The sequence below is a fragment of the Ensifer sp. Root954 genome (genome assembly GCF_001429005.1).
GTDB classification, from domain to species: Bacteria; Pseudomonadota; Alphaproteobacteria; order Rhizobiales; family Rhizobiaceae; genus Ensifer; species Ensifer adhaerens.
Window position 1 is genome coordinate 78,107 of sequence record NZ_LMJM01000025.1, and the last position, 23,125, is coordinate 101,231.

The 23,125-nt window shown below is 64.2% G+C and carries 20 protein-coding genes; 11 read left to right on the plus strand and 9 right to left on the minus strand.

The genetic code is table 11. The features are described from left to right. Positions 1-32: 32 nt before the first annotated feature. A complete protein-coding gene (locus tag ASE71_RS19645) occupies positions 33-1,526 on the minus strand; it encodes a carnitine 3-dehydrogenase (protein ID WP_034792138.1) in 1,494 nt (497 codons plus the stop codon). A gap of 16 nt (positions 1,527-1,542) precedes the next feature. Next, positions 1,543-2,445 (minus strand): 3-keto-5-aminohexanoate cleavage protein, encoded by a 903-nt coding sequence (locus ASE71_RS19650; protein WP_060515885.1) that lies wholly within the window; start codon positions 2,443-2,445, stop codon positions 1,543-1,545. A gap of 108 nt (positions 2,446-2,553) precedes the next feature. On the opposite strand from ASE71_RS19650, the gene ASE71_RS19655 reads away from it, so the two are divergent. Beyond that, the gene (locus tag ASE71_RS19655) at positions 2,554-3,525 is read left to right on the plus strand and encodes a GlxA family transcriptional regulator (RefSeq protein ID WP_029742620.1); all 972 of its coding nucleotides are present in this window, start codon (positions 2,554-2,556) and stop codon (positions 3,523-3,525) included. Positions 3,526-3,570: 45 nt separating this feature from the next. Here the strand turns inward: ASE71_RS19655 and ASE71_RS19660 are convergent, their stop codons facing one another. Then, positions 3,571-4,662, minus strand: coding sequence for a LysR family transcriptional regulator (locus ASE71_RS19660; protein ID WP_060515886.1), 1,092 nt, complete (start codon positions 4,660-4,662; stop codon positions 3,571-3,573). Between the two features lie 337 nt (positions 4,663-4,999). Between ASE71_RS19660 and ASE71_RS19670 the strand changes: the two genes are divergently transcribed. From ASE71_RS19670 to ASE71_RS19695, 6 genes are all read left to right on the plus strand, one after another. After that, entirely contained in the window at positions 5,000-6,538 is a 1,539-nt protein-coding gene (locus ASE71_RS19670) for an aromatic amino acid ammonia-lyase (protein ID WP_034792145.1), read from the plus strand. A gap of 18 nt (positions 6,539-6,556) precedes the next feature. Continuing rightward, positions 6,557-7,924, plus strand: coding sequence for a dihydroorotase (locus ASE71_RS19675; protein ID WP_029742624.1), 1,368 nt, complete (start codon positions 6,557-6,559; stop codon positions 7,922-7,924). A gap of 65 nt (positions 7,925-7,989) precedes the next feature. Beyond that, positions 7,990-9,270: a Zn-dependent hydrolase gene (locus tag ASE71_RS19680; protein ID WP_060515887.1), complete on the plus strand. Its 1,281-nt coding sequence runs from the start codon at positions 7,990-7,992 to the stop codon at positions 9,268-9,270. 1 nt (position 9,271) lies between these two features. Beyond that, on the plus strand, positions 9,272-10,369 hold the full coding sequence (locus tag ASE71_RS19685; RefSeq protein ID WP_060515888.1) for a DUF917 domain-containing protein: 1,098 nt from the start codon (positions 9,272-9,274) through the stop codon (positions 10,367-10,369). Positions 10,370-10,382: 13 nt separating this feature from the next. After that, positions 10,383-10,712, plus strand: coding sequence for a TfoX/Sxy family protein (locus ASE71_RS19690; protein WP_034792152.1), 330 nt, complete (start codon positions 10,383-10,385; stop codon positions 10,710-10,712). A gap of 223 nt (positions 10,713-10,935) precedes the next feature. Then, positions 10,936-12,594, plus strand: coding sequence for a urocanate hydratase (locus tag ASE71_RS19695; protein WP_029742628.1), 1,659 nt, complete (start codon positions 10,936-10,938; stop codon positions 12,592-12,594). A 40-nt stretch (positions 12,595-12,634) separates the two neighbouring features. Here the strand turns inward: ASE71_RS19695 and ASE71_RS19700 are convergent, their stop codons facing one another. Continuing rightward, a complete protein-coding gene (locus ASE71_RS19700; RefSeq protein ID WP_029742629.1) occupies positions 12,635-13,078 on the minus strand; it encodes a cupin domain-containing protein in 444 nt (147 codons plus the stop codon). 71 nt (positions 13,079-13,149) lie between these two features. Here ASE71_RS19700 and ASE71_RS19705 point away from each other — a divergent pair, with 71 nt between their 5' ends. Further along, complete coding sequence (locus tag ASE71_RS19705; protein WP_082566226.1) at positions 13,150-14,778, plus strand: winged helix-turn-helix domain-containing protein; 1,629 nt, start codon at positions 13,150-13,152, stop codon at positions 14,776-14,778. A gap of 126 nt (positions 14,779-14,904) precedes the next feature. Continuing rightward, complete coding sequence (locus tag ASE71_RS19710; protein WP_060515889.1) at positions 14,905-15,708, plus strand: class I SAM-dependent methyltransferase; 804 nt, start codon at positions 14,905-14,907, stop codon at positions 15,706-15,708. Between the two features lie 95 nt (positions 15,709-15,803). Here ASE71_RS19710 and ASE71_RS19715 read toward each other — a convergent pair whose 3' ends face one another. The 5 genes from ASE71_RS19715 to ASE71_RS19735 form a co-directional block, all read right to left on the minus strand. Then, entirely contained in the window at positions 15,804-16,565 is a 762-nt protein-coding gene (locus ASE71_RS19715) for an SDR family NAD(P)-dependent oxidoreductase (RefSeq protein WP_029742633.1), read from the minus strand. A 4-nt stretch (positions 16,566-16,569) separates the two neighbouring features. Next, positions 16,570-17,388, minus strand: a complete 819-nt coding sequence (locus ASE71_RS19720) for an ABC transporter permease (protein WP_029742634.1) — start codon at positions 17,386-17,388, stop codon at positions 16,570-16,572. Further along, positions 17,388-18,254 (minus strand): ABC transporter permease, encoded by an 867-nt coding sequence (locus ASE71_RS19725; protein WP_029742635.1) that lies wholly within the window; start codon positions 18,252-18,254, stop codon positions 17,388-17,390. Before ASE71_RS19725 ends, ASE71_RS19720 begins: the two co-directional genes overlap by 1 nt. A gap of 231 nt (positions 18,255-18,485) precedes the next feature. Next, positions 18,486-19,646, minus strand: coding sequence for a spermidine/putrescine ABC transporter substrate-binding protein (locus ASE71_RS19730; RefSeq protein WP_029742636.1), 1,161 nt, complete (start codon positions 19,644-19,646; stop codon positions 18,486-18,488). Positions 19,647-19,715: 69 nt separating this feature from the next. Beyond that, a complete protein-coding gene (locus tag ASE71_RS19735; protein ID WP_034792163.1) occupies positions 19,716-20,798 on the minus strand; it encodes an ABC transporter ATP-binding protein in 1,083 nt (360 codons plus the stop codon). Positions 20,799-21,043: 245 nt separating this feature from the next. Between ASE71_RS19735 and ASE71_RS19740 the strand changes: the two genes are divergently transcribed. After that, positions 21,044-21,787: a helix-turn-helix transcriptional regulator gene (locus ASE71_RS19740; RefSeq protein WP_164475044.1), complete on the plus strand. Its 744-nt coding sequence runs from the start codon at positions 21,044-21,046 to the stop codon at positions 21,785-21,787. A 278-nt stretch (positions 21,788-22,065) separates the two neighbouring features. Then, positions 22,066-23,031: a sugar-binding transcriptional regulator gene (locus ASE71_RS19745; RefSeq protein ID WP_060516159.1), complete on the plus strand. Its 966-nt coding sequence runs from the start codon at positions 22,066-22,068 to the stop codon at positions 23,029-23,031. The last annotated feature ends 94 nt before the right edge of the window (positions 23,032-23,125 follow it).

Sequence of the window (23,125 nt, forward strand, 5' to 3'; positions counted from 1 at the left end):
TGCCTGTTGTTGCTGGCCTGCCGCTGTTGCGGTCAGGCGCGCTTCTGGCCGACGAAGCGTCCGGCACCATCGGGCGTCTGCAGTTGCGCATGGGCTTCAGTGATTGCGCGGAGCTTGCTCAGCACCGCCTCGGGTGCCGCGACCGCCTTGCCGGCCTTGCTGTCGACATGAAGCATCATCTGTTCGGCGGTGGCGACGGCCTCGTTGGTTGCGGCGTTGTAGATCGTCGAAAAGATGTGAAGACGCTTTTCGTCCGACGACAGGATCTGGCAGGTCGAGTAGAGCGCCTCGCCGAGCTTGGCTTCGCCAAGGTTCCGGATATGGGTCTCGACCGTGTAGTAGCTGTGACCGTCGCGGACATAGTCGAGGTCGACGCCGATCAGGCGCAGCACGCCGTCGGAGGTGTCGCCGAAGACCTGGAGATAACGGTGCTCGGTCATGTGGCCGTTGTAATCGACCCAGGCGGCGCTGACCTTGGTGTCGAGGATGCGCAGCGGCTTGACGTCGCCGAGGTCGGCTTCCGGCTTCCGGGCGTTGGCCCAGAGCTTGGCCTCGAAATCGGCAAGCAGCTTGCCCGCACCCCAGCCTTCGCCGCCGTTACCGGATTTCAGCGCATGCATGATGCCGACGAGGTTTTCGTCGCGGATGCGTTCGAGCTCGCGGATCGAGCGACCGGCGGCCTGCGCGTCCGACTGGGCGCCGATCTTTTCGACCAACGCATCGTCGAGGTCGACGACGTCGGTGAACTTCGTCCAGGGCCACTTCAGGCAGGGGCCGAACTGGGCGAGGAAGTGGCGCATGCCGGCCTCGCCGCCGGCGATGCGATAGGTCTCGAACAGGCCCATCTGCGCCCAGCGCATGCCGAAGGAATAACGCATGACGTTGTCGAGCGTTTCGGTATCGCAGATGTCGTCCTGGATCAGCCAGAGCGCCTCGCGCCAGAGTGCCTCGAGCAGGCGGTCGCCGACGAAGGCCTCGATCTCCTTGGCGATGACGACGCCCTTCATGCCGATCTGCTCGACGCCCTGCATGGCGCGCTCGATCGTCGCCTTCGACGTCTTCTTGCCGCCGACGAGCTCGACGAGCGGCAAGAGGTAGACGGGGTTGTAGGGATGCGCCACGAACATGCGCTCGGGGTGGTGCATCTCGGACTGCAGGTCGGAGGGCAAAAGGCCCGAGGTGGAGGACCCGATCAGCGCATCGGGCCTTGCGGCGGCATCGATCTTGGTGATCACGCCGCGCTTCAGTTCCAGCCGCTCCGGCACGCTTTCCTGAATCCAGTCAGCGCCTTCGACCGCTTCCTCGATGCTCTTGCAGAAGGTGAGCTTTCCCTTCGGCGGCAACGGCGCCATGGTCAGCATGGCATAGGCGCGCTCGGCATTGGCCATGACTTCGCCGATGATGCGCTCGGCTTCCGGATGCGGGTCGAAGATTTTTACGTCGATGCCGGCAAGCGCAAAGCGCGCCACCCAGGCGCCGCCGATGACGCCGCCGCCGACACAGGCTGCTTTGGTTATAAAGCTCATGGTGTCCAGTCCTTGCTCAGCGCTTCGTCAGCTTCAGTTTCTCGCGGACCTCTTTCGGTCCGATGATCTTGGCGCCCATGCCCTCGATGACGCCAACCGCCTTTTCGACGAGCTGACCGTTGGTGGCGAGCTGGCCCTTGCCGATATAGAGGTTGTCTTCGAGGCCGACGCGGACGTTGCCGCCGGCAAGGATGGCTGCTGCCGGATAGGCGAGCGCATTGCGGCCGATGGAGAAGGCCGAGAAGGTCCAGTTGGCAGGCACGTTGTTGACCATGGCCATGAAGGTGTTGAGGTCGTCGGGCGCGCCCCACGGAATGCCCATGCAGAGCTGGATCAAGACCGGATCCTCGATCAGGCCTTCCTCGACCAGCTGCTTGGCAAACCAGAGGTGGCCGGTGTCGAAGGCCTCGATCTCCGGACGCACGCCAAGGGCGGTCATCTGGCGGGCCATTTCGCGCAGCATCGACGGCGTGTTGGTCATGACGTAGTCGCCGAGCGAAAAGTTCATGGTGCCACAGTCGAGCGTGCAGATTTCCGGCAGACATTCGGTCACGTGGGCGACGCGCTCGGTGGCGCCGGCCATGTCGGTGCCTTTCTCGCTGAGCGGGAGCGGGCTTTCGACATTGCCGAAGATCAGGTCCCCGCCCATGCCGGCGGTCAGGTTCAGCACCATGTCGACATCGGCAGAGCGGATACGGTCAGTCACTTCCCTGTAGAGATCAAGCCTGCGGGCCGGCGCGCCGGTCTCCGGATCGCGGACGTGGCAGTGGACCACGGCAGCGCCGGCCTTGGCCGCCTCGACCGCCGCTTCGGCGATCTGTTTCGGCGTGATCGGCACGTGGCTGGACTTTGAAACGGTGTCTCCCGAGCCGGTGACGGCACAGGTGATGAATACCTCGCGGTTCATGCTGAGCGGCATTGCTGTCTCCCTTTTATTGCGCCCATTACGAGCCAAGAAAGACCGCGTTGCTTTTCATTATCGGCTTCATTCTATACATTATCGGCGACAGAGTGGAGAAGTTTGGGCATGGATCAGAACGTTTCGCAGGTGCAGCACGTCGATGTCCTGGTGCTGCCGGAGACCAATCTGATCCTCGTTGCCTCGGTCATCGAGCCGATGCGTGCCGCCAACCGCATTGCCGGCCGCCCGCTCTACGACTGGACGATCTACAGCCCCGACGGTGCGCCGATCGAAACGAAGAGCGGCATCCCCATTCCGGTCTCCGGTATCTTCCGGCCGCAGCGCGAGACGTCGCCGCTTTTCATCCTCTCGAGCTACAACTGGCAGCGCAGCGCCACTTCGCAGCTAAAGATGCTGCTCTCGCAGACCGCGCGGCACCGCGAGCTGATGGCCGGCATCGAATCCGGCTCCTGGCTGCTTGCCGAGACCAGCCTGCTCGACAATTTCAAGGCGACGACCCACTGGGAGGATTTCGAGGATTTCACCGCTGCCTACCCGCAGGTGACGATGGTGCGCGAGCGCTTCGTCATCGACGGCAAGCGCATCACGACCGGTGGCTCGTTGCCGACGCTCGACCTGATGCTGGAGCTGATCCGCCGGGCGCATGGCTATTCGCTGGCACTCGAAGTCTCCCGCCTCTTCATCTACGAGCAGGAGCGCACCCGCGGCGATCTCCTGCAGATGCCGACGATCGGCAACATGCGCATCCTCGATCCACGCGTCGGTGCCGCCGTCAAGCTGATGGAGGAAACGGTGGAAGCGCCCTTGACGCTCGCCAGGCTCGCCCGCCGCATCGGCGTCAGCACCCGGCATCTGCAAGATCTCTTTCGCGACACGATGGGCGTTGCGCCGCACGAGCACTACCTGGCGCTTCGTCTCAATGCGGCGCGGCGCAAGGTGATCGAGACGCGGATGGAATTTGCCGACATTGCCGCGATCTCCGGCTTCAACTCGTCGTCTTCTTTCTCGCGCAGCTACAGGGCGCACTACCGTGAAAGCCCGAGCGAAACGCGCAGGCGGCTGAAGCTGAAGAGCTGAGCGCGCGCTTCAAGTATCGATTCAGGCGGGAATTTCAGAGTCGTTTCAGGCGTTTGGCGGCCGATGATCAGGAACTGATTCCGCCGGCGATCTCGTCTCGGCGCTCATCTTCATCATCGAAATCATCAACTCGCCGATCTCGGCGGCGAAGGCGCCGCGCGGCCAGACGAGTGTCAGCGACTGCCGATAGGCGGGGCCGAGCCGGATCATGGCTGGCGGGCGATGCACGCGGGCGAGCGAGGATTGCGGCAGCACCGAGAGATAACCGTGCTGGCGAACGAGGTTGATGATCACGGGGATGGAATCGACCTCGACGAGGGTGATGCGCCGCCGTTCGGCTTCATCAAGCGTGTCGTCGAGGAAGCGCGCGGCCTCGCGGCGAAGGCCGCTCCGGACGCTCGGCACCGCGATCGGGCAGGCGGCGAGCAGCCGGGGCAGGTTGCCGCCCAGTTCCGAAAGGGCGGAGGCTGGCCCCGCCAGCACCAGCGGCGTCTGCGACACCAGCCGGCCGTCGCAGTCGGCCGGGATCTCGGCGACATCGAGCAGCGCGACATCGAACCGTCGGCTGCGAAGGCCGACGAGCAGTTCGTCGGCCGTGGTGCTGGAAATGAACAGTGGTTGGCGCGGGCGGGCGCGGTGCCAGTTCGCCGTCAGGGCCGCCAGCATGCGGGCGATCTCGCTTTCCGGACCAAGCGGCATGACGGCGCCGAGCCGCCAGGTGGCGACGTCGCGGCGAAAGCGGTCGGCAGAGGCGTGGGTCAGCCGCGCCCAGATATCGAGCAGGGCCTCGCTGAGAGGAATGATCCGCTCCGCGGTTGGCGTACAGAGGACCCCGCCATGGGAGCGTTCGAACAGCCTGGTGCCGAGATGGCGTTCGAGATCCGCCATCTGCCGCGTCAGTTGCGGCTGGCCGAGGCCGAGCGCCTTTGCCGTGGCACGGATGCTGCCGGAGCGGGCGATGCGCACGAAGCGGTCGAGCGCGACGAGGCCTATCGGCGGCACGGGGGCGGTCGTCTCCCGTTCGACGCCTTCCAGGATGGCGGTGATCTTGCCGGTTGCCTCTTCGACGTCGACGGCGCGCGCGCGCGCTTCGAGCGTCACCACCAGCGCTGTTTCTTCCCGACGGAAAAGCGGCATGGAGATCGCCTGAAGCGCTTGACCGCGGCGCTCACGCTCGACGGCGCCCGGCCGCAGAGAGTTGCGGCGCGGCGAACGCCACCTTCACGAAGCACCGCATCGACCAAAGCGATCGTCGCCATATCCATTCCAATGACCCCGGACGTGGCACCTTCATCAGGTGCGTTCTGAAATATGCATCACCCGTTCCGGATTTGGGATATAGCATGGATGCGCGATAAGCGCATAGCATGCATGAAGCACCCCGGCGTTTTCGAGCGTCGGGTGCGAGACATCAGAGCATCCGCGCACCGTTTCGAAACCGAAGCGCGCTCGGCGCGGAAGGATATTTATCGGCATGCTGTATCAGGTCAAAACCACCGTTCTCTGCGGGAAACCGCTGGACTTCGCGACGCTCGAGGATATCGGGGCGGGAAGGGCGCGACCGGTGGCTGACGACGGCGGCATGGAACGGGTGGCCGCCGCCCACAAGGTGGTTGCCGAACGTGTCGCGATGGGGCTTCCCGTCTACGGCTCCAACACCGGCGTCGGCTCGATGAAGGACCGGCTCTGGACCGCCGACGATCTCGCCGAATTCAACAATGCGCTGGTCAGAGCCCACCATTTCGGCACCGGCGAATTCTTTGCGCCGGCGATCGTACGCATGGCGATCGCCATCCGCGTGAACACCGCGATGCGGGGCCACACCGGCTGCAGCCCGGACCTGATCCGGGCGTTTCTGGCACTCAGCGAGCACGACATCATTCCGGCGGTGCGCCGCCACGGCTCCATGGGCTGCGCCGATATCGGGCTGATGGGCCAGATCGCCTCGGTGCTGACCGGTGTCGGCGAGGCCTATTACCAAGGGCGCCTCGTTTCGGCCGATACGGCGCTTGCCGAGGCGGGTCTCAAGCCGTTCGTCATGCAGCCGCGCGATGCACTGGCGGCTCTCAGCGTCAACGCCATTTCCTTTGCCGCTGCCGTAAACGTGCTGCGCGAGGCGGCGGCCGCGATCCGCGTGTTGCTCGTCACCGGCGTCATGTCGTCTCAGGCGCTTGGTGCCTCCGCCGACCCGTGGCGGGTGGCCGCGACGCTCTCGACCCGCGGCGAGGCGCTGGTCGGCTCCTGGCTCTATGGCCAGTCCGGCATTTCCGACTGGCCGTTACCGACGGCGATCCACGATCCCTTGAGCCTGCGCATGACCGCCCAGGTCTTCGGCGCGGTCGTCGATACGCTGCTGGTCGCCGCCGGCCGGCTGGTGGAGCAGACCTATCTCTCCGACGACAACCCTGTTGTCATCGGCGGCCAGGTCCATTCCTCCGGCGCATCGCTGCCGCTGACGACGACGCTCTATATCGAGGCGGCGCAGATCGCCTTTTCCCATGCGGCGCGCAATGTTTTGAACCGCTGCATCCTGCTGTCGAACGGCGGACGCCGCAATCTCTCGGTCAATCTGGTGGCGCCGGGGGAAGTCGCGACCGGGCTCGGGCCGCTGATGAAGCTTGCGGTCGAACTCTATATGCGCGTGCAGTCGCTCGCCGTGCCGCTTTCGGCGCAGTCGATCGTGGTTGCCGGCGGTCTCGAAGAGGAGGCGACCTTCCTGCCGCTGATCGTCGAGCGCATGGAAACCCAGGTGCGCGATCTGCGCCAGCTCGCCGCGATCGAGGCGATGCTTTCGGCCCAGGCGATCGATCTCGTCGGCGACCAGCCGCAGGGGATCGTCAAGCGCGCCTATGACCAGACCCGTTCGGTCAGCCCCATGTATCTCAAAGACCGGCCGCTCTCGAAGGAGATCGAGGCGCTGCAGGATGCGTTCACCTGCCACGACCTGTTGCGCTCCTTCGTCGCTCTGGCGCCGATGCCGGAATTCGACGACTTCTTCGCGCTCGACAAATAATCCGACTGGGAGAGCAGCATGTCCGATTTCGATCTCGTTCTGAAAGGCACCGTTGTTCTCCCCGAAAGGATCGTCGAGGGCGGCCACGTGGCGGTGCGCGACGGCAAGGTGGTGCATGTCGGGCAAGGGGCTGCACCCGCCGCGCGGGAGCGGCATGATCTCGGCAACGCGCTGATCCTGCCCGGAGCCGTCGACGCGCAGGTGCATTCGCTGTCGCAGAAGAACCAGGAAGATTTCATCTGGTCGACCCGTTCGGCGGCGGCCGGAGGTGTGACCACCATTGTCGACATGCCCTATGACGAGGGCAATCTCGTCTGCTCTGCCGAAGCCCTTCGCCGCAAGATCGACCATGCGGGACCGCAGGCGCGCGTCGACTTCGCGCTCTATGGCACCGTGGACCCGGAGGAGGGACCGGCGCGCATCGGCGAGATGGTGGAGGCGGGTGTCGCCGCCTTCAAGTTCTCGACCTTCGGCACCGATCCAAAGCGCTTTCCCCGCATTCCGGCAGCCCTTCTCGAAGACTGCTTCCGGGCGATCGCGCCGACCGGGCTTTCAGCCGGCGTCCACAACGAGGATGACGAGGCGGTGCGTGCGGCGATCGACAAGGTCAAGGCGGCTGGCATCACCGACTACCGCGCCCATGGGCTGTCGCGTCCGCCGCTGACGGAACTGCTCGCCACCAACCAGATCTACGAGACGGGTGCCGCCACCGGCTGCCCGGCGCATGTGGTGCACTGCTCGCTCGGGCGCGGCTATGAGATTGCCGCCGCCTATCGCGCCCAGGGCTACAAAGCGACGATCGAGTGCTGCATCCACTACCTGACGCTCGACGAAGAAAACGATGTTCGCCGTCTCGGCGGCAAGGCCAAGATCAACCCGCCGATCCGGCCGCGCGCCGAGGTGGAAAAGCTCTGGCGGCACGTGGCCGACGGCACGGTGACGATGGTCTCGACCGATCACGTCAGCTGGTCTGAGGATCGCAAGACCAATCCGGACATGCTGGCGAACGCATCTGGCGTGCCGGGGCTCGAAGTCATGGTGCCGCTCTTCGTCAAGGGCGCGCTGGAGCGCGGCATTCCCTTGACGCGCGCAGCCGAGCTGATGACGCTGAACCCGGCCAGGCATTTCCGTCTTGATCATCAGAAGGGTGCGCTGGAACCTGGAAAGGATGCCGACATCATCGTCATGACGCCGGAGCCCTATGTCTATGATGCGGCCGAGAGCGGTCACAACGTCGTCGGCTGGTCGCCCTATAATGGCATTAGACTGCCCTGGCGGGTTTCAGCGACCTATCTGCGGGGCAGGCTTGCCTTCGATGGTCGCCAGGTTTTGGCCGAGCCGGGCGCGGGACAGTTTGTCCGGCCGCTCGCCACTTTGGCTCTGTAAAGCGGAATGCGGAAAAGTGCGTGCGATTTTCCGCCCGCATCCCGCATCGAGATTTAGGAAATGTGATGAGCAAGACCGCCCACAAAGCTCCGGCCAATCTGCCCGTCAATGCCAGCCGCATTGCCGGCATCGTCAACGGCCTGGCTGGTATCACCGAGCCGGACCGGCCCTACACACGCCGCGCCTTCACGCCGCTGTTCCTCGAGGGCCGGGCCTTTCTCGACCGGCGTTTTCGCGCGGCCGGGCTCGAAACCCGCATCGACGCCGCCGGCAACCTGATCGGCCGGCGCAAGGGGAAAAAGTCGGCGCTCGGCACGATCCTGCTCGGCTCCCATTCCGACACGGTGCCGGATGGCGGCCGCTTCGATGGCATCGCCGGCGTGGCGGCGGCGCTTGAAGTGGCGCGCGCGCTTTCTGACAACGGCATCGACCTCGACCACGATCTGGAGATCGTTGATTTCCTGGCCGAGGAAGTGTCGATCTTCGGCGTTTCCTGCGTCGGCAGCCGCGGCATGGCGGGCGTGCTGCCCGATGGGTGGCTCAGCCGCACGCAAGGGGATCTGAGCCTCAGGCAGGGTATCGTCGAAGTGGGCGGTGACCCCTCCAGGCTTTCCGGCTCGAAACGCTCCGACATCAAGGCCTTCCTCGAACTGCACATCGAACAGGGGCCCATACTGGAGACTGGGCGGCTCGATGTCGGGGTGGTCACCGCCATCTCGGGCATCACCCGCATCGAGATCATCGTCGAGGGCCAGGCGGACCATGCCGGTACGACTCCGATGGGGCATCGGCGCGATGCGCTGGTTGCCGCCTCGCATCTGGTGCTGGAGATCGAGCGGCTGGCGACAGAATTTTCTCACGGCGACGGGCATTTCACCGCGACGGTCGGTGAATTCTCGATCGAGCCGAATGCAGCCAATGTGGTGCCGTCTCGCGTCCGGCTGCTGATCGATGCGCGTGCCGAGCTGCGGCCGCAAATGGAGCGGTTCCTGGCTACGCTCGCCTCTCTTTGCCAGGGTGTCGCCGAGGCATCGGTTGTGACGATCCCGCCCGCCAATGTGATCTCGGACAACCACCCGACGCCGGGCGATCCGCTCCTGCTTTCAACGCTCGAAGAAAGCTGCGATGCGATCGGCGCCAAGCATCGGCGCATGGCCTCCGGCGCCGGTCACGACACCGCCTGGATGGGACGCATCACCCGTTCGGCGATGATCTTCATTCCCTGCCTCGGCGGGCGCTCGCATGCGCCGGAGGAATGGGCCGAAAACGATGATATCGCGCTCGGCGCGGCCGTTCTCTTCGATGCGGTGAAGCGACTCGACAAGAAATTGCAGGAGAAGGTGTGAGATGGGCCGGATACTGAAGGAAAAGGATGTCGAGGCAGCGGTCAAGGGCGGTTCCGTCTATGCCGCCGGGGGCGGTGGCTGGGCCGATCATGGTCGTATGCTCGGCTATGCAGCGGTCTCGATCGGCAAACCCGAGCTCGTCTCGATCGACGAACTCGAGGCACAGGACTGGGTGGCGACGGCCGCCGCGATCGGTGCACCGGCCTCGACCACGCCTTGGGAGATGCGTGGGGTCGATTACGTCAAGGCCGTGCAGCTGTTGCAGGAGGCGCTCGGCGAGAAGCTCTCGGGGCTCATCATCGGCCAGAACGGCAAGTCCTCGACGCTGAACGGCTGGCTGCCGTCGGCGATCCTCGGCACCAAGGTGGTGGACGCGGTCGGCGACATCCGCGCGCACCCGACCGGCGACATGGGCTCGATCGGCCTTGCCGGCTCGCCCGAGCCGATGATCCAGACGGCGGTCGGGGGAAACCGCGAGGAAAATCGCTACATCGAACTGGTGGTGCGCGGCGCCACGGCCAAGGTCTCGCCGGTCTTGCGCACCGCCTCCGACATGTCCGGCGGCTTCATTGCCTCCTGCCGCAATCCGGTCAGGGCATCCTATGTGAAAGCCAATGCGGCGCTGGGCGGCATCTCGCTGGCGCTGGCGCTCGGCGAGGCGATCATCGCGGCGGAAGCCAAGGGCGGCAGCGCAGTGATCGACGCGATCGTCAAGACGACCAATGGCGCGATCCTCGCCGAGGGCACGATCACCGACAAATCGGTCGTCTATACCAAGGAAGCCTTCGACATCGGCACGGTGACGCTGGGGAAGGGCGCTGACTCAACGGTATTGCACGTGATGAACGAATACATGGCGGTTGACTCTGCGGAAGGCACGCGGCTTGCGACCTTCCCCGACGTCATCACCACGCTCTCGCCGGAGGGCGAGCCTTTGAGTGTCGGCCAGCTGCAGGTGGGCATGAGGATCTTCGTGCTGCATGTGCCGAAGACGGTGATCCCGCTGTCCTCCAGCGTGCTCGACCCGACGGTCTATCCATCGGTCGAAAAGGCGATGGGCATCGAGCTTGCCCGCTACGCGCTTTCCGGCCGTAGCTGACGGGAGCAGGGTGATGGCGCGCGATGCAGGGCTAGAGGAACTAATCCGCGAAGAACTCGGTGACCGCGCCGGGCTTTCGGAAAAGGCCATGTTCGGCGGCTGGGCCTATCTGCTTCAAGGCAACCTGCTACTTGGCGCGCGCGAGGGCTCTCTGCTCGTGCGCCTCGGCAAGGGCAATGACGGCTGGGCGTTGGCGTTGCCGGATATCGAGCTGATGGTGATGAACGGACGGGCGATGCATGGCTGGGTGCGCGCAGGGGCGGATGCCTATGGCGATGATGCGCTGCGCCGGCGGTTGCTTGATGGGGCGATCGCGTTCGTCGAGACGCTGCCGCCGAAGTGAATGAGGCTCGCTGCCTCGGCGGCGAGCCTCATTGGCCGCTCTCGCCAGTGCGTGTCGGGCCGTCACCACCCGTCGCCACAAGCATGAGAGGCGGCGACTTGCGCGTGCCACGAATGCAAGGGAGCAGGGATCTGCCCCCGCCATAAACGAGAGGCAGCGACCTCCCGTCGCCATGAATGCGTGGGGCAACCACCCCGCCGACAAGACAAAGAGGAACGAGACGATGCCCAAGGCCAATCCCCGTCATCCTGGTTTTCCCATCCCCGGTGGACCGGAGTTGCGCGCCAAGGGCTGGCGGCAGGAAGCGCTGCTGCGGCTCCTGGAAAACGTGCTTTCGGTCGGCGAGGATCCGGACAATCTGGTCGTTTATGCCGCGCTCGGCAAGGCGGCGCGCAACTGGCCGGCGCACCGGGCTATCGTCAAGACGCTCATCGAAATGGACGAGGACCAGACGCTCGTCATCCAGTCCGGCAAGCCGGTGGGGCTCTTGAAGACCCACGCCAAGGCGCCGCTCGTCATCATGGCCAATTGCAACATTGTCGGCCAATGGGCGAAGGCCGAGGTGTTCTATGATTTGCAGCGAAAAGGGTTGATCTGCTGGGGCGGGCTGACGGCCGGCGCCTGGCAATATATCGGCAGCCAGGGCGTGATCCAGGGCACCTACGAGATCTTCATGCGCATCGCCGAACGCCGTTTCGGCGGCGATCTCTCCGGGCGTTTCGTGCTGACGGCGGGGCTTGGCGGCATGGGCGGCGCCCAGCCGCTTGCCGGCCGGATGGCGGGGGCGGCGATCCTCTGTGTCGATATCGACGCGGAGCGGGCGAAGAAGCGCCGGGAGATCGGCTATCTGCAGGAGATCGCGCCCGATCTCGATACTGCGCTCTCGATGATCGACGCGGCAGTGAAGGACAAGCGGGCGCTCTCCGTCGGCCTCGTCGGCAATGCGGCTGAGATCTATCCGGAGATCGCCCGGCGTGGCATCGTGCCCGACGTCGTCACCGACCAGACGTCAGCGCATGATCTCGTCTACGGCTATGTGCCGAAGGGCATGAGCCTCGACCAGGTGAAATCGCTGCGCGACGACGGCCAGGGGCAATTGATGGCGGCGAGCCGCGCCTCGATCGTCGAGCACGTCAAGGCGATGCTCGACTTCCAGCAGAAGGGCGCGGAAGTCTTCGACAACGGCAACCTGATCCGCACCCAGGCGCGCGAGGGTGGGGTTGCCAATGCCTTCGACATTCCGATCTTCACCGAGGCCTATCTGCGCCCGCTCTTTGCCCGCGCCATCGGCCCCTTCCGCTGGATGGCGCTTTCCGGCGAGGAGAGCGACATCGCCCGGATCGACGATCTGCTGCTCGACATGTTTCCGCACAACCGCATCGTCACCAACTGGATCAGGCTTGCGCGCCAGCATATTCCCTTCGAGGGCCTGCCGGCCCGCATCGCCTGGCTCGGCCACGGCGAACGCACGGCGCTGGCGCGGCGCGTCAACGAACTGGTGGCATCTGGCGAACTCAAAGGCCCGATCGCGTTTTCCCGCGACCATCTCGATGCCGGCGCCATGGCGCATCCGAACATCATGACCGAGCGGATGAAGGACGGCTCGGACGCGATCGCCGACTGGCCGCTACTCGACGCCATGCTGCTCTGCTCCTCCATGGCCGATCTCGTGGTCGTCCATTCCGGTGGTGGCGGTTATGCCGGCTACATGACGAGCTGCGGCGTGACCGTTGTTGCCGACGGCACGGTCGAGGCCGACGAGCGCCTCGACTATGCCCTCACCAACGACACCTCGCTTGGCGTCATCCGCTATGCGGATGCCGGCTATGACGAGAGCCTTGAGGAGATCGCCGCCAAGGGCATCGGGCATGTGAAGGTGTAAGGACCTGGCGGCGGCTTTGCCATAAGCAGTTTTGCACCTGTCACGGCACTCTGGAATCCATTTCAGGATAAAGAACAACGCTCTCCTGCGCGGTTGGCTCGTTGCGCGCCCCGATAAATACGGCTGGTTGGGCAGCTCGATTAACGGCCACGTGCAACACGTTGGCGGGGATGTACAGATAGTCTCCTGGGTGCATCACATCCCGGTGCTGGAGTTCATCGCCACTCCATAGTTCCAGCTCTTCGCCGCTCAACATGTAGAAGGCAGTTTCGTGGCGCTCATGCACATGCGCCTTGGTACGCTTTCCAGGCGGTATCGTAGCGATACCGAGCCACAGTGCGGTGGAGCCAACCGACTCTGCACTAACGCCGGGCAGGTAATCGGGCCCCTGTTCAGCCCGGTAACCTGCGTCCCCTTTGGATACGAGGGCCTTGCCCCGCGAGAAGCCGGGACGCGCGTCGGTTCGTTCTTCTGAAATCGTCATTTTTTGGTCTCCTCTGTGATAGTCTGGTCGACCTGCGCAAAGGATCGCAAGAAGACCGGCTGGAGTCCTGAATGGGAGGGCGAAAAGTTCCGAATTCTTCCGAAGACGTCGTGGCCGATAGTGTCGAGCCGCAACTTTTCGCGTTCGGGACATTCATCCTCGACATGGAGCGCGGCGCACTGACGCGTGAAGGGCGGCGGGTCGCAATTGGCTATAAGGGCTTGTTGCTGCTGCACGCGCTGGTGCGAGCGTCGATGCAGGTCGTGAGCAAGTCCGCGCTGATGGAGGCAGCCTGGCCCGCGGCTGTCGTCGAGGAGAGCAATCTCTCGGTTCAGATCGCTGCCTTGCGCAAGATGCTGGGCCCTCAACCGGAGGGGAACGAATGGATCGCCACCGTGCCGCGTGCGGGCTATCGTTTTGCCGCCCGGGTGAATAGCCTGCATCCGGCTGCCGCTGATGCGTCGCCGGAATTGCCAGGTTCGCCCGCGAACCCGGGCAGACCATCGATCGTGGTCCTACCGTTTGCAAATCTGAGCAGTGACAAGCAACAGTCGTATCTGGTCGATGGCATCACCGAAGATGTGATCACCGCGCTTACGAGATTTCGGTGGTTTCGGGTCATCGGGCGCAATTCAAGTTTCGTCTACAAGCACAAGTCGGTGAGCGCCAAGCAGGTGGGCCGAGACCTGGATGTCGATTACGTGCTCGAAGGAAGCGTGCGCCGCTCCGGCGGCCGTCTTCGGGTCTCCACGCAACTGGTCGAGACCACCTCGGCCAGCCAGGTCTGGGCCGAACGGTATGACCTGGAAATGGAAGAGGCATTCGCAGTTCAAGACGCCATCGCAGAGAGAGTTGCAGGTGCGATTGAACCAGAACTGTTGAAGACGGCATCATTCCCCTCGCCGGCGCGGCACACGGGAAATTTGTCGGCGTGGGAGATCGTGCGGCAGGGGACCTGGTATTTTCACCAGGTTGGCCAGCAGACCCACTTGATGGCGCGAGAGCTATTCAGGGAGGCGTGTCGGCTTGATCCCGAGCTTGCCGAAGCGCATCTCTGGCTTGGTCGCGTGAGCGCAGGCATCGTCGCCTATGGATGGAGCGAGCTTCCTTCCGATGACATCAGAGAGGGTTTGGACGCCGCCTTGGCAGCCGTTCGGCTCGACGAAAAGAACCCGTACACACACTATGCGCTGGCGATCTGCAGCGCGTACGCGAATGCGCCCGAGCAGGCGGTCCTTGCCGCCGAAAGGGCGATCGAGATCAGCCCGAGTTTCGCCCTTGGCCACCTTGTCCTGGGGATGGCGGAGCTGTTCAGGGGGAACGTGTCCGGTGCCATAGCGTCACTGGAACACGGTCTCATGTTGAACGCCAATGACCCGCAGAACTTCGTCTGGCTGAATTTTCTGGCGCTCGCCCACCTGTTTGCAGGCGACGGAACGAACGCGCTCGCTGCTGCCGTGAAGGCCCAAAAAGTGCGCCCTGCATGGCGGCCGGCCCAAGAAACGCTGGCCTGCTGTTATGCGGCCGCTGGGCGTCTTGCAGAGGCTCGATCATCGCGCGCGTTGATGAGCGAAATGGAGAACGCGTCAGGCGATGCTCTAGAGCCGCTAAGACAGCGCAATCCACATTGGCAGGAACGATTGGCGGAATTGTTGCAGCAAATCCCGAGCAACCCGCTTCAGACGCCTCAACGTTCCTGACTTTGCAGGCGATCTGACGACCGTTGCTCCCACCGTTGCTGCTGACGGCGCTCGAGCGGTGAGCCGGTCTCTTGGTGTCGCGCCTGCCGCACGTTACAATGCACGCCTCACTGCCCGGAGGCGATCATGACATCGAGCTTCAATGTGCAGAGTGCTGCCGGCTACGAACAGTTGATGGGTCGGTGGAGCCGGCAGCTTGCGCCGCCATTCATCGACTTTGCGGGTGTTGCCGACGGTGAGCGGGTGCTGGACGTCGGCTGCGGCACGGGCAGCCTCACCTTTGCGCTGCCGCATGCAGCCGATATCAGCGAGATTACCGCGATCGACTTCTCGCCCGTCTTCGTCGAGGCGACGATCAAGGCGAACAGCGATCCGCGGATCGAAGTCCAGCAGGCCGATGCCTGCGCGCTGCCCTTTGCCGATGCATCCTTCGACCGGGCGATGGCGCTGCTGGTGCTGCACTTCGTGCCGGAATCGGGAAAGGCGGTCGCCGAGATGCGCCGTGTCGTGCGGCCGGGTGGCGTCGTTGCCGCCGCTGTCTGGGATCACTTCGGCGGCATGCCGGGGATGCGCATGGTACTCGATGTGGCGGCGATGCTCGATGGCAATGCCGAGCAGGTGCGCAGTCGCTATTGTTTCCAGCCGATGATGCGGCCGGGTGAGATGATGCAGAGCTTCGTCTCGAATGGCCTCGCGGACGTCCGGCAGACCTCGCTCCTGATCCGCATGGACTATCAGTCCTTCGCCGATTTCTGGGAGCCGATTGCCGCAGGCGAGGGGCCGCTCGGCAAGTATGTCGGCTCACTGGGTGCGGGGATGCGGACGAAGCTCGACGCGGCCATTCGCGCCGCCTACGAAGCCGGCCAGCCGGATGGGCCGCGGTCCTTTGCGGCGGTTGCGTGGGCCTGTCGGGGTATCGTTCCCGGGTAATGACGGGCCTTTCATCCGCCGCTTCTCATCTCCGTGCTCGTCACAGAGATCCAGCAGCGCGAGGCAGCTCCTCTCGGAACTCTGGGCTCAGGCCATCACACCACTGTTTCGCCGCCGTCCACCACCAGGATCTGGCCGGTCATATAGGAGGAGCGGTCGGAAACGAGGAAGAGGATCGACTCGGCGATCTCCTCGACGCTGGCCCAGCGGCCGAGCGGAACCTTTTCGCGGATATAGGATTCGATTGCGCCGCGGCCGCCCATTTGCGCGATGAACGGTTCGTTGAAGGGGGTGTCGACCCAGCCGGGGCAGAGCGCGTTGACGCGAATGCCGTGGCGGGCGTAGTCGCCGGCCATCTGTTTGGTCATGGCGATGACGGCGTGTTTGGTGGTCGTGTAGGCGATCATCTCGCGGTCGTAGAGCACGCCCGAGGATGAGGAGGTGTTGAGGATGACGCCGCGGCCGGCGGCGCGCATCGACGGCATGACCAGCCGCGCTGCCATGAAATGGGCGCGGACATTGAGGTTCCAGGAGCGATCGAAGCCGGCGACCTCGACCTCTTCCAGGTCCCCCGCGACCTGGGCGCCGGCGTGGTTGTGCAGAATGTCGATGCGGCCGTGGCGATAGAGGATATCGGCGATGCCGTCAGAAAGGGCCGCGTCATCCGTCACGTCGATGGCGAGCGCCTCGGCGCTGCCGCCTTTGGCGGCGATTGCCTCGACGGCGGTTGCCGCGGCCGAAAGGCTGCGGTCGATGACGACGACATGGGCGCCTTCGCGCGCCATGATGGCCGCACCCGCCTGACCGATCCCGGAGCCCGCTCCGGTCACGATCGCGACCCGGTCTTTCAGGATCATGGTTTCACTCCCCGGATTTCGTTTTCTTTTCCCGCATCAGGATGCGGGCGGTCAGGATCAGAAGCAGCGAGGCGACGAGCACCAGCGTCGCGATCGCGTTGATCTCGGGCGTCACGCCGCGGCGGATCGAGGCGAAGACGTAGATCGGCAGCGTGGTCTTCGAGCCCGCGACGAAGAAGGCGATGATGAAATCGTCGAAGGAGAAGGTGAAGGCCAGAAGAAAGCCGGCAAGGATCGACGGCAGGATCTGCGGCAACACGATCAGCCGGAAGGTGGTGAGCGGTGTCGCGTAAAGGTCGCTCGATGCCTCGACGATATCGCGGCCGAGGCTGGCGATGCGGGCCTTCACGATCATCGTCACCAGCGCCATCGAGAACAGGCCGTGAGCGGCGATGATCGAGCCGTAGCCAAGGCCGAGCTGCGGCGGCTGGTCGCCGGGCCAGATCGTCGCCAGCGCCGGGTTGACGAAGGAGAAGACGGCAACGAGGGCGACCAGCGTGGCGATGCCGATGACGACACCGGGCACGACGATTGCGGCTGCAAACAGCGCATCGAAGATCGCCCGGTTGCGCGGAGCCATCCGCTCCATCCCGAGGGCTGCCATGGTGCCGAAGATCGCGGCGAGCGTGGCGCTGGTAAAGGCGATCAGCAGGCTGTTCTGCAGCGCCGAAACCAGGAAGGTATTTCCAAGCGCCTTGCCGTACCAGGCTGTCGAAAACCCGGTGAACTCGCTCGCATTGCGCCCGGCATTGAAGGAGAACAGGACGACGAGCGCGATCGGGGCGTAGAGGAAGAGGTAGACGGAGGAGATGAAGGCGCGCATCAGACGAGATCCACCTGTCTTGTGCCGGCGACGCGGAAGGCAATGCGCATTGCCACCATCAGGATCACGACGACGACGGCAACCAGCGTGACGGCGATCGCGGAGCCGAACGGCCAGTTTCGCGATTGAAGGAAGAGATCGACCAACGCATTGCCGATGAAGAACACTTTGCCGCCGCCAAGCAGCTGCGGGATCAGATATTCGCCGAGCAGCAGGATCGTCACCAGCGCGACTCCGGTCATGACACCGGGCAAGGAGAGCGGCAGGGTGACGCCGAAGAAGGTCGACACCGGCCTCCCGCCGAGGTCGGCGGAGGCTTCGAGCAGGCGGCGATCGAGTTTTTCGAGACTCACGTAAATGGGCATGATCATCAGCGGCAGGTAGCCGTAGACGATGCCGAGAAGCACGGCGCCCGGCGTGTTCAACATCCTCACGTCCTCGATGCCGATCATCGAGAGCAGATTGGGGATCCCGCGCGAGCCAAGAATGTACATCCAGGCATAGGTGCGCACGAGCAGGCTCGTCCAGAAGGGCACGACGACGAGCGACACGAGGATCAGCCGGTAGCGCGGGTTCGCCTTGACCGCCAGATAATAGGCGACCGGATAGGCGATCAGCAGGCAGGCGAGCGCGCCGACCGGCGCGAGGATCAGCGTGTTCCAGAAGGCGGCCGCCCGTGTCGGCAGGTTGGCGAATTGGGCAAAGGTGAAGGCTGCCTGATAGCCGCCTTCCGGTGCGCGTTCGCCGAAGGCGAAGACCAGCATGGCGATGAAGGGCAGCACGAGGAAGATCATCAGCCAGGCCGCCGCCGGCGCCACCAGCGCCGCCGTCACCAGGTTTCTCTTCGTGTTCGTTGCCGCGGTCATAAATTCGTCCGTTCGCGTTTCATCAGCACTTCGATGCGAGCGGGAGGGAAAGGCCCCTCATCCGCCTCACGGCACCTTCTCCCCGCAGGTGGGGGGAAGGGGATTCGTGGTACCCGCCCGGTCCCTTTCTTCCGGCAGAAGCAGGAGGGCAGGGAGCTTGCCGCTTGTTCCTTCTCCCCGCTTGCGGGGAGAAGGTGCCGGCAGGCGGATGAGGGGCAGTCACATGCCAGATCAAGCCGACTTGAAACGCGCCATCAGCTCGGCGCGGCCGGGGTCGGTGAGGGTCACGGCGGCGCCGAATTCGAGCGGCGTCAGCGCGGCCTCGTCCGGATAGACGATCTTGTTGGAGGTGACGTCGACCGGCAGCAGCTTCATGACGCGGCTGTCGGTGGTCGGTGCGCCGTTGGCGATGTGCTCCTTCATGGCGTTTTCCGGCGCCATCAGATAGTTGAGCAGCGCGTAGCCGGCGGCCTTGTTGGCGGCACTCTTCGGGATCGCGTAGAAGTCCGACCAGATCTCGCCGCCGTCCTTGCCGAGCGTGAACAGGATTTCCGGCATGTCGCGGTTGAGCTGGGCGCCGTCATTGGTCCAGCACATGGTCATCCAGGCATCGGTCGCGCGCATCGACGGCTGGTAGTCGCTGTTGATGGCGTAGAGGTGCGGCTTCACCTTGATCAGCAGTTCCTCGGCCTTGGCGAGTTCGTCCGGCTTGATCGAGTTGAAGGAATAGCCGAGCGACACCAGCGCGTTGCCGATGGTGGTGAGCTGGTAATCGTGCACCATGGCGCGGCCGTCGCCTTCGGTCATGGCGATCTCGAAGAATTCCTTCCAGCTCGTCACCGGCTTCTTGATCTTCGCCGAGTTGACCGCGATGCCGGTCGTGCCCCAGTTCTTCGGCACGGCATAGGTCTTGCCGTCGACGATGCCTTCGTTGGTGAAGCGCGCCGTCTCGGTCGACGCGTCGTAGTTCGCAAGCTTGGAAAGATCGAGTTCGTCGATGAGGCCAAGCTTCACATAGGTCGAGATCGTGTAGTTGGTGGGAACGAAGAGGTCCCAGCCGGTGCCGCCGGCCTGGAGTTTCGCCAGCATCTCTTCGTTGGAGCCGAAGACGTTGACCTCGACGGCAACGCCGGTGGCCGCCTGGAAGGCTTCGAAGGTCGCCGGATCATGGTAGTTCGGCCAGGTGGCGATCGACATCTGTGTGCCGAGGTCGCCGGCAAAGGCGGTGGAATTGAAGAGGCCGGGCTGGCGCGCCAGAACGGCGGTCGCAAGACCGAGGCCGGTGACGCCGAGGAAGTGGCGGCGCGTGACCGAGCCGCGCTTCAGGCGCATCAGTTCGTCCGCGAGCTGGTCGGCGGTGATAGGGGCATTTTCTCTGTACCATTTGCTCATGACGCTGTTCCCTTTATCGTTTGACGTTCATGCGTAGGCGGCAGAACCGGCTTCGGAAGCCGGGCGATGTCAGGCTGGAAAGACGTGAAGCGCGTTCGGATCGAAGGCGAGGCCGACCTTTTCGCCGGGCTCGACCAGTTCGCTGTCGCCGAGCGTGCGGCGGTCGGCCGTCACGAGGAAGTCGCCGAGACCGTCGACCGCGACGGAATATTCGACCGCTGACCCCAGGAAGATCCGGTGGGTGACGGTGCCGGCCAGCGCCGCCGTGCTGACGGCACCGTTACGCGTCAGGCGGATCGCCTCGGGCCGAAGTGCCACCATGGCCGCCCCCCGTGTGCCGTTGATCGCGGGGGCGGCAAAACGCGTGCCGTTGGCGAGCTCGATCGAGGCATTGCCGTCGACGGTCGCCGAGATGCGGTTGGTCTTGCCGACGAAATCGGCGACGAAGAGGCTTGCGGGCCTGTCGTAGATTTCCTGCGGCGGGCCGACCTGGACGATGCGGCCGGCATTCATGACGCAGACGAAATCGCTCATCGACAGCGCTTCCTCCTGGTCGTGGGTGACGAGCACGAAGGTGATGCCAAGCTCGCGCTGCAGCGTCTGCAGCTCGATCTGCATGGCGGTGCGCAGCTTCTTGTCGAGGGCGGCGAGGGGCTCGTCGAGCAGCAGCACCTTCGGCTTGTTGACGATGGCGCGGGCGAGCGCCACGCGCTGCTGCTGGCCGCCGGACATTTCGTGGATGCGGCGCTTGCCGAAACCGCCGAGCCGTACCATCTCCAGCGCCTCCTGGGCGCGGCGAGAAATCTCGGCGCCGGCGATGCGCGGCCGCATCTGCTTCAGCCCGTAGGAGACGTTCTGCTCGACGTCGAGATGGGGGAACAGCGCATAGTGCTGGAACACCATGTTGACCGGGCGGCGATAGGCGGCAACGCCATTCATCGGCTCGCCGCTGATGAAGACCGTGCCTTCGCTCGGCTGCTCGAAGCCGCCGATCATGCGCAGACACGTGGTCTTGCCGCAACCCGATGGCCCGAGAAGCGCCATGAAGGCGCCGCGCGGCACCTGAAGATTGATGTCGGAAACGGCCGTCACGGCGCCATAACGTTTGGCGACCGAACGGAACTCGATGTCGTTCGTCGAAGCGGATGTCACGTCTGTTCCCTGCGGTTGTTATCGGATGTCGCCAGGATCTTGCATCCTGGCACTCCACCGTCATTGACACACAGCCTAGTCACCGCGTGCCCTGCCGGTATATACCCCGAGAGAGGTATTTCAACGCAGATTGCTCTGTGTGAGGAGTATACCCCAGAGCAGGAAACACCGGCCGGGAGGGCGGTTTGAGCGTCGATCTCGAAGGACTTTTTCAGGTCATGGTGCCGCTGGTGGCGGGTGCCGCGATGGACGACGATGCCGTCGGCTCTACCTATCGGCGGCTGATGTCGACGCTGATGACCTTCGACTACGTGGTTGTCTTTGCCTATCGCGGCAAGGAACGGCCGATCGACCTCTACAGCACCTTCAACGCCAAGGATCACGTGCTCTTCGTCAGCCTCTATCAGGCTGGACCGTACCTGCTCGACCCGTTCTACCACGCGGCGATCAAGAGTGAGCCCGGCGTCTGGCGGATGCGGGAGCTGGCGCCCGACCGGTTCTTCTCATCGGAATATTATCGCACCTATTATGTGCAGACGGGGCTTGCCGAAGAGGTCGGCTTCTTCGTGCCGATCGACGAGCAGATCACCGTCGTGCTTTCGCTGATGCGGCGCGAGGCGACGGGGACTTTCAGCGCGACGGAATTCGCGCTGTTGAAGAAGGTGGAGCCGCTGGTCTCCGGCCTGGTGCGCCATCACTGGGCCGATCTCGGCCGCCGGTTCGATGCGGCGCTGGCGAAAACCGGGCGTAGCAGGCGCAAGGCGACGCACCCGCCGGCCGACGGCGTCTGGCAGCATCTCAATCTGACGGACCGCGAAGCCTCGATCATCGAACTGGTGCTGCAGGGCCATTCGTCAGAATCGATCGGCCTCAGGCTCGGCATCTCCACCGGCACGGTGAAGGTTCATCGCCGCAACGTCTATCGCAAGCTCGGCATCTCCTCGCAGACACAGCTTCTGTCGCTCTATCTGAGAAATCTCGGGCAATAATCCTGCGATCCTTGCACCGCTGATCGGCCGTTCGATCTTCCGCCTGCGTTGCCCTTTTTCCGCTTTTGACGAGCCTACGCCGTCTGGCGCTTGCCTGCGACCGCTGCCCCTGCGTGCAGCCGCCGCAACTGCTCAACCGTCTCTTCGCAAACGTGATCGCTCATTTGTCAAACGCTATTGACAAAAATTTCACGCCATGAAATTTCTTTCATTAATGGATAAAAATATCACGCGGTGCAAAAAATATCATGCAGCGCAACAAGAGCCGGGTGGAGACAATGACGATTGGCGGGACGGGCATTCGTGATGACGAAACCAGCATGGCGACACGGGCGGCGTGGCTGCACTATGCCGGCGGCCTGACCCAGGCGGAGGTCGCCAAGCGCCTGGGGCTCACCTCGCTCAAGGCCCACCGGCTGATCATGAAGGCCAACCAGGAAGGCCTGGTGAAGGTCTATATCGACGGCGAAGTCTCCGAATGCGTGGAGCTCGAACAGGCGCTTTCGGCGCGCTACGGCCTCGACTATTGCGAAGTGGTGCCGGACTTCGACGCCGATGACCTGCCGCTGAAGGCGCTTGGCATTTCCGGCGCACAGTTCCTGAAGCGTGAGATCGAGCGTGGCGAGACGGCGCTGGTCGGAGTCGGTCATGGCCGCACGCTTGCCGCTTGCGTCGAGTATCTGCCGCGGATCGCCAGCGGCAACACCCGCTTCGTGTCGCTGCTCGGCGGGCTTACCCGCAAGTTCTCCGCCAACCCGCATGACGTGATCCACCGGCTCGCCGAGCGCACGGGGGCAGAGGCCTATGTCATGCCAGTGCCGTTCTTTGCCAACACGGTCGAGGATCGCGACGTGCTCTTCAGCCAGCGCGGCGTGCGCGAAGTCTTCGATCTCGCCAAGACAGCCGATCTCCTGATGGTCGGCATTGGCACCGTCGAGCGCGAGGCGTCGCTGGTTTCGACCGGCATGATCGAGACCAGCGAGATCGAGGACATCCAGAAGGGCGGGGCGATGGGAGAGTTGCTCGGCCACTTCTTCGACCGCGACGGCAAGCCGGTCGAGACGACGCTTTCCGACCGGACGTTTACGCTCAGCCGCGAGGACCTGAAGAACCGCCGCACGGTCGCTGTTGCCGGCGGCAAGATCAAGGTTCCGGCCATCCGGGCGGTGCTCGCCAGCGGGCAATTGAGCGGTCTCATTACCGACGAGAGGACTGCGAGGGCGCTGGCCGCCGACGGCGCATGAGGCGCTGACACATTCGAGGCCATGCGGAGGGCAGGGAGGATCTGCCATCCGGGCCTTAACGGGAGGAATACCGGTGGGGTAGCCGGCAGTCGCA

What these genes read in the sequence shown, in the direction of transcription:
- ASE71_RS19740 (WP_164475044.1), top strand. Translation starts at nt 21,044, where the DNA reads ATGGACGACGATGCCGTCGGCTCTACCTATCGGCGGCTGATGTCGACG.
- ASE71_RS19670 (WP_034792145.1), top strand. Translation starts at nt 5,000, where the DNA reads ATGCTGTATCAGGTCAAAACCACCGTTCTCTGCGGGAAACCGCTGGAC.
- ASE71_RS19745 (WP_060516159.1), top strand. Translation starts at nt 22,066, where the DNA reads ATGACGATTGGCGGGACGGGCATTCGTGATGACGAAACCAGCATGGCG.
- ASE71_RS19690 (WP_034792152.1), top strand. Translation starts at nt 10,383, where the DNA reads ATGGCGCGCGATGCAGGGCTAGAGGAACTAATCCGCGAAGAACTCGGT.
- ASE71_RS19680 (WP_060515887.1), top strand. Translation starts at nt 7,990, where the DNA reads ATGAGCAAGACCGCCCACAAAGCTCCGGCCAATCTGCCCGTCAATGCC.
- ASE71_RS19645 (WP_034792138.1), bottom strand. Translation starts at nt 1,526, where the DNA reads ATGAGCTTTATAACCAAAGCAGCCTGTGTCGGCGGCGGCGTCATCGGC.
- ASE71_RS19730 (WP_029742636.1), bottom strand. Translation starts at nt 19,646, where the DNA reads ATGAGCAAATGGTACAGAGAAAATGCCCCTATCACCGCCGACCAGCTC.
- ASE71_RS19660 (WP_060515886.1), bottom strand. Translation starts at nt 4,662, where the DNA reads ATGCCGCTTTTCCGTCGGGAAGAAACAGCGCTGGTGGTGACGCTCGAA.
- ASE71_RS19720 (WP_029742634.1), bottom strand. Translation starts at nt 17,388, where the DNA reads ATGCGCGCCTTCATCTCCTCCGTCTACCTCTTCCTCTACGCCCCGATC.
- ASE71_RS19705 (WP_082566226.1), top strand. Translation starts at nt 13,150, where the DNA reads ATGGGAGGGCGAAAAGTTCCGAATTCTTCCGAAGACGTCGTGGCCGAT.
- ASE71_RS19710 (WP_060515889.1), top strand. Translation starts at nt 14,905, where the DNA reads ATGACATCGAGCTTCAATGTGCAGAGTGCTGCCGGCTACGAACAGTTG.
- ASE71_RS19725 (WP_029742635.1), bottom strand. Translation starts at nt 18,254, where the DNA reads ATGACCGCGGCAACGAACACGAAGAGAAACCTGGTGACGGCGGCGCTG.
- ASE71_RS19650 (WP_060515885.1), bottom strand. Translation starts at nt 2,445, where the DNA reads ATGCCGCTCAGCATGAACCGCGAGGTATTCATCACCTGTGCCGTCACC.
- ASE71_RS19700 (WP_029742629.1), bottom strand. Translation starts at nt 13,078, where the DNA reads ATGACGATTTCAGAAGAACGAACCGACGCGCGTCCCGGCTTCTCGCGG.
- ASE71_RS19675 (WP_029742624.1), top strand. Translation starts at nt 6,557, where the DNA reads ATGTCCGATTTCGATCTCGTTCTGAAAGGCACCGTTGTTCTCCCCGAA.
- ASE71_RS19685 (WP_060515888.1), top strand. Translation starts at nt 9,272, where the DNA reads ATGGGCCGGATACTGAAGGAAAAGGATGTCGAGGCAGCGGTCAAGGGC.
- ASE71_RS19695 (WP_029742628.1), top strand. Translation starts at nt 10,936, where the DNA reads ATGCCCAAGGCCAATCCCCGTCATCCTGGTTTTCCCATCCCCGGTGGA.
- ASE71_RS19715 (WP_029742633.1), bottom strand. Translation starts at nt 16,565, where the DNA reads ATGATCCTGAAAGACCGGGTCGCGATCGTGACCGGAGCGGGCTCCGGG.
- ASE71_RS19655 (WP_029742620.1), top strand. Translation starts at nt 2,554, where the DNA reads ATGGATCAGAACGTTTCGCAGGTGCAGCACGTCGATGTCCTGGTGCTG.